The organism is Streptomyces colwelliae (genome assembly GCF_048158785.1).
Classification (GTDB): Bacteria; Actinomycetota; Actinomycetes; order Streptomycetales; family Streptomycetaceae; genus Streptomyces.
In genome coordinates this window covers 1-9,345 of record NZ_JBLTJC010000393.1, presented here as the reverse complement: position 1 = coordinate 9,345, position 9,345 = coordinate 1, and the positions used below count along the sequence as shown (strand labels likewise).

General features: G+C 69.8%; 9 protein-coding genes. 8 read left to right on the top strand and 1 reads right to left on the bottom strand.

Annotated elements, in window-relative coordinates; genetic code table 11:
• The 3 genes from ACNFOC_RS45210 to ACNFOC_RS45200 all read left to right on the top strand — a co-directional run.
• A partial coding sequence (locus ACNFOC_RS45210) for an SIS domain-containing protein (protein WP_416964825.1) occupies nt 1-492 on the top strand: 492 nt, incomplete at its 5' end.
• Between the two features lie 59 nt (nt 493-551).
• Nucleotides 552-1,151 carry a dihydrofolate reductase family protein gene (locus ACNFOC_RS45205; protein ID WP_416964824.1) on the top strand — a complete coding sequence of 200 codons (600 nt, stop codon included), beginning with the start codon at nt 552-554 and terminating at the stop codon, nt 1,149-1,151.
• A gap of 40 nt (nt 1,152-1,191) precedes the next feature.
• Complete coding sequence (locus ACNFOC_RS45200) at nt 1,192-2,064, top strand: LLM class flavin-dependent oxidoreductase (RefSeq protein WP_416964823.1); 873 nt, start codon at nt 1,192-1,194, stop codon at nt 2,062-2,064.
• A 17-nt stretch (nt 2,065-2,081) separates the two neighbouring features.
• Here the strand turns inward: ACNFOC_RS45200 and ACNFOC_RS45195 are convergent, their stop codons facing one another.
• On the bottom strand, nt 2,082-2,594 hold the full coding sequence (locus ACNFOC_RS45195; protein ID WP_416964822.1) for a DinB family protein: 513 nt from the start codon (nt 2,592-2,594) through the stop codon (nt 2,082-2,084).
• Nucleotides 2,595-2,644: 50 nt separating this feature from the next.
• On the opposite strand from ACNFOC_RS45195, the gene ACNFOC_RS45190 reads away from it, so the two are divergent.
• The 5 genes from ACNFOC_RS45190 to ACNFOC_RS45170 form a co-directional block, all read left to right on the top strand.
• Entirely contained in the window at nt 2,645-3,442 is a 798-nt protein-coding gene (locus ACNFOC_RS45190) for a class I SAM-dependent methyltransferase (protein WP_416964821.1), read from the top strand.
• A gap of 853 nt (nt 3,443-4,295) precedes the next feature.
• Nucleotides 4,296-5,069 (top strand): isoprenyl transferase, encoded by a 774-nt coding sequence (locus ACNFOC_RS45185; RefSeq protein WP_416964820.1) that lies wholly within the window; start codon nt 4,296-4,298, stop codon nt 5,067-5,069.
• A 372-nt stretch (nt 5,070-5,441) separates the two neighbouring features.
• Entirely contained in the window at nt 5,442-6,767 is a 1,326-nt protein-coding gene (phoH2, locus tag ACNFOC_RS45180) for an RNA 5'-3' helicase PhoH2 (RefSeq protein WP_416964819.1), read from the top strand.
• A gap of 399 nt (nt 6,768-7,166) precedes the next feature.
• The gene (locus ACNFOC_RS45175) at nt 7,167-7,865 is read left to right on the top strand and encodes an aggregation-promoting factor C-terminal-like domain-containing protein (protein WP_521986635.1); all 699 of its coding nucleotides are present in this window, start codon (nt 7,167-7,169) and stop codon (nt 7,863-7,865) included.
• Nucleotides 7,866-8,003: 138 nt separating this feature from the next.
• A partial coding sequence (locus ACNFOC_RS45170) for an AI-2E family transporter (RefSeq protein ID WP_416964817.1) occupies nt 8,004-9,345 on the top strand: 1,342 nt, incomplete at its 3' end.

Sequence of the window (9,345 nt, the reverse complement as noted above, 5' to 3'; positions counted from 1 at the left end):
GTCATCTGCTGTCCCGCGGATCTCTTCGTGATCATCTCCAACTCCGGGGTGAACAAGGTGATCGTGGAGATGGCGCTGCGTGTGAAGGAGCGCGGCCACCGGCTTCTGGCCATCACCTCGCTCCTCGCCGCGGCCACCCTCGCCCTCCTCGGCATCGCGGCCGCGCTCCCCGCCGACGCCGGCTCCTGGCCCACCGCCCTGTTCGGCGGACTCGCCCTCGGCGCCGGGTACTTGGTGCTGTACCTCATCAACCCCTCCGGCATGGGCCTCGGCGACGTGAAACTCGCCCTCGGCCTCGGCACGGCCCTCGGCTGGTACGGCTGGCCGGTCCTCGTCACGGGCGCCTTCGCGGGGGTTCTGTACGGAGCGGTCTACGGCCTCGGCATGGTCGCCCTGCGCCGGGCGAGCCGTAAGACGGCGATCCCGCTGGGGCCGTTCATGCTCGGGGGAGCGTTCACCGGTGTGGTGCTGGGGGCGTTCGCGGTGGCGTGAGACGGTGGTGAACCCGGTACCCGGCCCGGGGGGCCGACTGCGAACGAGGTGGTGCACCCGTGCGGAAGATCAGCCTGATGATGTCCGTGTCCCTCGACGGCTACATGGAGGGCCCCGACCACGACATCGACTGGCACATGGTCGACGAGGAACTCCACCAGCACATGAACGACACCCTCAAGCACATGGGCGCCTTCGTCGACGGCCGCGTCACCCACGAACTGATGGCCGACTACTGGCCCACCGCCGACGCGGACCCCGACGCCCCGGCGGTCATCGCCGAGTTCGCCCGCATCTGGCGGGACATGCCGAAGATCGTGTACTCGCGGACCCTGCCCAGCGGCCCCGCCGACTGGAACACGACCATCGTGTCCGAGGTCGTCCCCGAGGAGGTGCTGGCCCTCAAGGAGCAGCCCGGCGGCGACCTGGGCCTCGGCGGCGCCGACCTCGCCGCGACCTTCCTGCGCCTCGGCCTCGTCGACGAGATCAAGGTGTACGTCAACCCGATCGTCCTCGGCCGCGGCACACCGATGTTCCCCGTCTCCGACACCCGCACCCCGCTCCGCCTCACCGAGTCACGCACCTTCGGCAACGGGGTCGTACTCCTGCGGTACGAGCGCGCCGACCTCAACCCCGACCCCAACTCCAGCCACTCGTAAAGCTGTTGTCCACCATGCTCCCGCCAGGTAGGAAGAACCCATGACCGGACTCGGCGCTGTATTCCGTCCCCAACTTCCCCCCGAGCGGCTGCGAGAGGTCGTCCGACTCGCCGATGCCGCCGGGCTCGAAGAGCTCTGGCTGTGGGAGGACTGCTTCCGGGAGGGCGGGATCTCGGCAGCGGCCGCCGCACTCGCGTGGAGCGAGCAAGTGCGGGTCGGGGTAGGGCTGTTGCCGGTGCCCTTGCGGAACGTCGCCATCACCGCGATGGAGGTCGCCACGCTGGACCGGCTGTTCCCGGGACGCGCGATCATCGGCGTCGGGCACGGCGTACAGGACTGGATGGGGCAGGTCGGCGCCCGCGTCGAGTCCCCGGTGACCCTGCTGCGCGAGCATCTCGACGCGCTGCGCGCCCTGTTGCGCGGGGAGCGCCTCACGACCGACGGGCGGTACGTCAAGCTCGACGACGTCGGCCTCGACTGGCCGCCGGAGAGTCCCGTCGAGATCCTCGCCGGCGCCACCGGCCCCCGCACCCTCCGCCTCTCCGGCGCGGCGGCCGACGGCACGATCCTCACCGCGAGCACCGCACCGGACGGCGTACGACGGGCCCGTCAACTCATCGACGAGGGACGGGAGTCGGCCGGCCGCACCGAGCCGCACAAGGTCGTCGTCTATCTCCTCACCGCCACCGGTCCCGACGCCGCCGCCCGACTGCGCGCCGAACTCGCCGAGGAAGGACTGGAGTCGGTCCCCGACCTCGGTGTCGCCGGTGACGCGGGCGCCGTGGCGAAGGCCGTCCAGCGCCTCGCGGAGGCCGGCGCCGACACGGTCATCCTCCAGCCCACCGGCGACGAACCCGACCCTGAGGCCTTCGTACGCTTCGCGGCGGAGGAGGTCAGGGCGCTCGTCCCCTGACGACCACGATCTGTCGGCTACGACGGCCGGTGATCCCCGGCCGCCCCGTCGATGAGTTCCCGCACGATGTCCATGTGCCCCGCGTGTCTCGCCGTCTCCTCGATCAGATCCACCAGCACCCAGCGCAGGGACACAGAGTGCTTGCGCCACGGCGGCCGGCCGACCGCGTCCAGCGGCAGCTCCGCGATCGTGCGGTCGGCGGCGGCGCGGGCACGGCCGTAGAAGGCGACGATCTGTTCCGTCGTCTCGTCCGGGCTCGCACGCATGTCCTCGTCCTGGTACGGGTCGAACCACAGCGGCTCCACCTCGCGGCCGTAACTCTCCACGAAATAGCCGTACTCCACCGACGCCAGATGCTTCACCAGCCCCAGCAGACTCGTGCCCGAGGGTGTCATCGGGCGTCTGGCCTGCTCCTCGTCCAGTCCGTCCAGCTTCCACAGCACCGCGTCCCGGACCCGGTCCAGGCTCGCGTGCAGCATCGCCTTCTCATCGCGGTGGTACAGCGCGTCCGTGTCTCCGTCGTCGGCCATGCTTCGGAAATTAGCAGCGCCCACTGACAACGCCCTGCCACCATCGCCCCATGGACAACAGCGGGAGCAGCACGGGCAGCTTCGAGGACCTCGTCGCGGAGGGCGTCGCCGTCCCCACCGAGGGCTGGGACTTCTCCTGGTTCGAGGGCCGGGCCACCGAGGCGCGCCCCTCGTGGGGGTACGCGCGTTCCGCCGGGGACCGCCTCTCGCGCGCGACCACCGCCCTGGACGTCCAGACCGGGGGCGGGGAGGTCTTCGACTTCGCCCTGAGCCGGGCCGCCGCGCAGCCCCCGATGCTCGTCGCCGCCACCGAGGGCTGGCCGCCGAACGTCGCCAAGGCCACCGAACTGCTCCGCTCGCGCGGTGTCGTGGTGGTCGCCGCGGCCGAGGACGCCCCGCTGCCCTTCGCCGACGCCGCCTTCGACCTCGTCCTGAGCCGCCACCCGGTCCGCGCCAACTGGCCGGAGATCGCCCGCGTCCTGCGCCCCGGCGGCACGTACTTCGCCCAACACGTCGGCCCCCGCAGCGCCTTCGAACTCGTCGAGCGCTTCCTCGGCCCCCAGCCGGAGTCCGTGAGCGGCGCCCGAGATCCCGAAGGCGAACGGGCCGGCGCCGAGGAGGCGGGGCTCGAGATCGTCGAGCTGCGCGCCGAGCGACTGCGCATGGAGTTCTACGACATCGCGGCCGTCGTCCACTTCCTCCGCAAGGTGATCTGGATGGTCCCGGACTTCACGGTCGAGGCCTACGAGCCCCAACTCCGCGCCCTGCACGAGCAGATCGAGACCACGGGCCCGTTCGTGACCCACAGCACCCGCCACCTCTTCGACATCCGCAAGCCGCTCACGTGACAGCCCGAACTCCCGGCGCCGCGCGCCGATTGGCCAAATCCCGCGCGCCCGTGCGGCCGTAGTCCCGCGGTAGTGCGGCCGTAGTCCCGCGGCAGTCCCGTGGCTGTCGCCGTACGAGGGTCCGGGCCCGCCCCGCCCGTCCTCGGTACCCCTCACCGCGTGCCGTTCCCGCTCGGTGCGTCCGGGATCGCGGGCAGCCACGCCCGGGCGGAATCACGTCACCTCACGTCCCCCATACGTACACGGGTTTTCCACATCGTTATCGAGATCGACTCGCATCCCGCCCGCCACCTCACGTAGGTTCGGACCAAGGTAATTCGCGTGAGCAAAGCTGCGCGGTCGGCACCGTGCGGTGGAGGGGGCCGCGCGGTGCCCTGCCCCGTCAAGCGGACGTTCGCTGACGGCGTCACCCCTGAGAGCGACACGCCGGGGGTCGGTGGAAAATCTCCACGTTCTCCTTGGAATCCGCTGTGAATCAGCCATGATCAGGGCCGGAATCGGGGCTTCCGCACCCCCGGACGCGTTGTCGGCCGGTTTCGGAGAGTAGTTGTGGCACGCCGATGCACGCAGCATCACTTACGAAGGGTTATGGTGGAAACCCCCCCTCGGGCCGGTCCGTATCCCCCCCACGGACCGGCCCGATTTTTTGTGCCCCGCGGTGCCGGCCCTCGCGCCCGCCGACGACGAGCCCGGGGGGCGACCTCAAGGACGAACCGCGTCCGACCCGCGTCCCGCTCGGGTCCGACCTTCGTGCCGAACCGGGATGAGCCCAGACACCCCTTGGGGAATCGGTGTCACAGCGGGGGTAGGCTTCGCAGCCGGGGACTGCCATCCACGGAGGGGCTGACAACACGTGAACGTGCGCGACACCCTGCGCCGCCTGCTGGTCAGGTTCTACGCACGCAGGGTGGGAGGCCATCTCGACCACGCGTCGGTGCCCAAGCACGTCGGCGTCATCATGGACGGCAACCGGCGCTGGGCGAAGGCCGCCGGCTCCACCACCGTCCAGGGACACCAGGCCGGCGGCGACAAGATCGAGGAGTTCCTCGGCTGGTGCAGCGAGACGGACGTCGAGGTCGTCACCCTGTGGCTGCTGTCGACGGACAACTTCGACCGCCCCCAGGACGAACTCGGCCCCCTGCTCGGCATCATCGAGAACGTCGTCAGTTCCCTCGCCGCGGACGGCCGTTGGCGCGTGCACCACGTCGGCACCCTCGACCTGCTGCCGCCGGGGATGCAGTCCGTCCTCAAGGAGGCGGAGGAGTCCACCGCGCACGTCGACGGGATACTCGTCAACTGCGCCATCGGCTACGGCGGCCGCCAGGAGATCGCCGACGCGGTCCGCTCGATGATCCTGGACGCCGCCGACAAGGGCACCTCGATGGAGGAGCTCGCCGAGCACGTGGACGTCGACCTCATCGGCAAGCACCTCTATACGGGTGCCCAGCCCGACCCCGATCTGGTGATCCGCACGAGCGGCGAACAGCGGCTGTCCGGATTCATGCTCTGGCAGACGGCCCACTCCGAGTACTACTTCTGTGAAGTCTTCTGGCCGGCCTTCCGCAAGGTCGACTTCCTGCGCGCGATGCGTGACTACGCGGCGCGACACCGGCGTTACGGCGGATGAAGAGGCCGCTACGGCGCGTGACGGGCCGTGGCGGAGAATGATCGGGCCACTACGGCGAATGATGGACAGAACCCCGGTACCACCCCCCTTGGGACGTAAGTAACAAGGAGTTCACCAGGGCGCCGTCATATGCCGTGGCATGGCGGCGCATGTTCGAGGGCATAAGCCAAGCAGGTCGACGCCCGAACCACGGGTGTCGTATCTCAGCGGACGGCACGGGGCCGTCCGCCCGGGAGGCCCTTTGCACCAGTTCGACCGTGCGGTCAGTACGGGCGAGACGGAGGGCCGGTCTCCGGCCCGCGCATCGCGGCCTGGACCGGTCCAGCTCCTCTCCGTCGCTCCCCGACCTCTTCCGAGGGGGTACGTCCTTCCGTGGTGACCAGCACAAAGCGCCGTCTGCCTGACCGGCGCACTTATGTCATCGACACCAGCGTTCTGCTGGCCGACCCGAACGCACTGAACCGCTTCGACGAGCACGAAGTCGTGCTGCCGATCGTCGTGGTCACAGAGCTGGAGGCCAAGCGGCACCATCCCGAACTCGGCTACTTCGCCCGGCAGGCCCTGCGCCTGCTGGACGAGTTCCGCGTCCGGCACGGTCGCCTCGACGCCCCCATCCCGATCGGGGAACTCGGCGGAACGGTCCGGGTCGAGCTCAACCACTCGGACCCCAGCGTGCTGCCCAGCGGCTATCGCCTGGGGGACAACGACTCCCGCATCCTCGCGGTCGCCCGCAACCTGCAGGCCGAGGGGTACGACGTCACTGTCGTGTCGAAGGACCTTCCGCTCAGGATCAAGGCATCCTCCGTCGGACTCCTCGCCGAGGAGTACCGCGCGGAGCTCGCCATCACGGGCTCCTCCGGCTGGACCGGAATGTCCGAACTGACCCTGCCGGGCGAACAGGTGGACATCCTCTTCGAGGAGGGCCGCGTCTACGTCCCGGAAGCCGCCGACTTCCCCGTCCACACCGGTCTCACCATCCAGTCCGAGCGCGGCAAGGCGCTCGGCCGGGTCACGGCCGACGGCAACGTCCGCCTCGTGCGCGGCGACCGGGAGGCGTTCGGCATCAAGGGCCGCAGCGCGGAGCAGCGCATCGCGCTGGATCTGCTGCTCGACCCGGACATCGGGATCCTGTCGATGGGAGGCCGGGCCGGCACCGGCAAGTCCGCGCTCGCGCTCTGCGCGGGCCTGGAGGCGGTCCTGGAGCGCCGCCAGCACAAGAAGGTGATGGTCTTCCGGCCGCTGTACGCGGTGGGCGGACAGGAGTTGGGCTATCTGCCCGGCTCCGAGGCCGACAAGATGGGCCCCTGGGCCCAGGCGGTCTTCGACACGCTGTCCGCGGTCACCAGCCGCGAGGTCATCGAGGAGGTCACCGCCCGCGGGATGCTGGAGGTCCTGCCACTCACCCACATCCGCGGCCGCTCGCTGCACGACGCGTTCGTGATCGTGGACGAGGCGCAGTCCCTGGAGCGGAACGTCCTGCTGACCGTCCTGTCCCGGATCGGCGCCAACTCGCGGGTGGTCCTCACCCACGACGTGGCCCAGCGGGACAACCTCAGGGTCGGCCGCTACGACGGTGTCGTCGCCGTGGTGGAGAAGCTGAAGGGTCATCCGCTCTTCGCGCATGTGACCCTGACGCGGTCCGAGAGGTCCCAGATCGCGGCGCTTGTGACCGAAATGCTGGAGGACGGCCAAATCTGAGGTAGTACAGGCCAGTTGGCGCCGTCCCGCGAAGCCGATGAGCTTAGCGGGGCGGCGCTTTCGCGTCTCGCTGTTTCTCGAAATCCCGTGGGGCAAACGGGATGTGAGCTTTCACACGCAACTCAGAATTGCCACCCGGCGTCCGGTTACGGCAGAGTCTCATTCCTGTCAGGCCCCGCATACGACACACGTGTACCCCCAGCGGTACGCACCACAGAGGCATCACAGCTAACTCCACAGCGAAGTCGTATGCCGCCCGCTCTTCACGCGGCGCTCCCCGAGCGGGAGTTGCCCACCGGGCCCGTGCCTCCCGTGACCCCGCAGTTGGGAGGCCAGCGTTCAGGGGCACGATTGCGTCCGCCAGGGTCACCGAAGCGGGCGATGCTGGAAGGAAACCGTGTGAGCCGGATTTCGGTCCGGGGATTCGCAGTGGCTTCGGCCACCGCGGTCACCGCCGTCGGAAGCGTCGTAGGCGTTGCCTCGGGCAGCGTCGCACAGGCGCAGAACAATGACGCCGAGACGACGGCAGCCGACACCACGCTCCTGGCGGACATCCCCACGGGCCAGCAGGCCCAGGTGCAGACCGCCTCCTTGACGCAGCAGGCCGACGCTCAGGCGATCCAGGCCGACGCCAGCGCCAAGAAGGACGCGGAGGAGTCGGCCCGCCTGGCCGCCGCCAAGACCGCCGTCGCCAAGAAGGCGGCCGCGGAGAAGGCGGAGAAGCTGGCCAAGGAGAAGGCAGCGGCGAAGGCCGCGGCCGCCAAGGCCGGCAGTTCCTCGTCGAGCTTCCCCGTGCAGAGCTCCTACACGGTCGCGCAGATCCAGTCGATGGCCGCCTCCATGGTGCCCAGCGGCCAGTACCAGTGCTTCAGCAACATCGTGGACCACGAGTCCAGCTGGAACTACCGCGCGGTCAACGCCTCTTCCGGCGCCTACGGCCTCTTCCAGGCCCTGCCCGGTTCCAAGATGTCGTCCGTCGGTTCCGACTGGCAGACGAACCCGGCCACCCAGATCAAGTGGGGCCTCAACTACATGGACAGCCGCTACGGCAGCCCGTGCGAGGCCTGGTCGTTCTGGCAGGCGAACAACTGGTACTAGGTCGTACGCCCGTCCCGGGCCGCTCAACCTCACGAGGCCCCTCCCCGTCATAGGGGGAGGGGCCTTCGCCCTGTACGGTCGGACACGCAGCGACTCCAGGGGGGAGTAGTGGGGCAAGACGGGGGAAGAGGACGCATCATGTCGCGAGTACCAGGATGGCTCGGCAAGGTCGGCGCCGGACTGAGCGAGATGGGGGAGCGGTTGGACGAGCGCCGCGCCGAGGTGGCGAAGGAAGACGCCGAGGCCGCGCCCGAACCGCCCGCCGACGACCCCCGACCCCCGCAGCCCGTACCGGTACCCGTCGTCATCGCCCGCGACCGCCCCGAGCCGGCCCTCGCCGTGCCCTGGGGTGTGCGCGTCGCCGCCGAGGCGGGCTGGCGGCTGCTGATCCTCGCCGGCACGGTCTGGGTCCTGATGCGCGTCATCAGCGCCGTCCAACTGGTGGTCCTGGCCTTCGTCGCGGCCCTCCTCATCACGGCCCTGCTCCAGCCGACGGTCACCCGCCTCATCCGCTACGGCTTTCCGCGCGGGGTCGCCACGGCGCTCACCGCGATACTCGGCTTCGTGGTGATGGGGCTGATCGGCTGGTTCGTGACCTGGCAGGTCATGGCGAACATCGACAACCTCTCCGACCAGGTCCAGAACGGCGTCGACGACCTGCGCAACTGGCTGCTCAAGGGCCCGTTCCACGTCACCGAGAAGCAGATCAACCAGATCGCGAAGAACCTCCGCGAGGCCATCGGCGCCAACACCGACCAGATCACCTCGGCCGGCCTGGAGGGCGTCCAGGTCATCGTCGAGGCCCTGACCGGCATCCTCCTGACGGTCTTCTCGACCCTCTTCCTCCTCTACGACGGCCCGCGCATCTGGCAGTGGTCGCTGAAGCTGGTGCCCGCGGCGGCGCGGCCGGCGATGGCGGGCGCGGGTCCGCGCGCGTGGCGCACGCTGACGGCCTATGTCCGCGGCACGGTGATAGTGGCGTTCATCGACGCGGTCTGCATCGGCGTCGGCATCTACTTCCTCGGCGTGCCGATGGCCGTACCGCTGGCCGTCTTCATCTTCCTGTTCTCGTTCATCCCGCTGGTGGGCGCGGTGGCGTCCGGCGCGCTGGCGGTCGTCGTCGCGCTGGTCACCCAGGGCGTGTTCACGGCCCTGATGACCCTGGCGGTGGTCCTCGCGGTCCAGCAGATCGAGGGCCACGTCCTCCAGCCGTTCATCCTGGGCCGCGCGGTCCGGGTGCACCCCCTCGCGGTGGTCCTCTCGGTCGCCGCGGGCGGGATGGTCGCCGGGATCGGCGGGGCGGTGGTGGCGGTGCCCTTGGTCGCGGTGCTCAACACAGTGGTGAGCTACCTGAAGTCGTACTCCCAGGAACCGCCGGCACCCGTACACCCACGCGCTGTTGTCCGCGGTGCCCGAGGTGAACCTCAGCGACAACGAAACGGTCGGCCGCGAACGCATCCGCCTCGCGGGCGACGTCCCC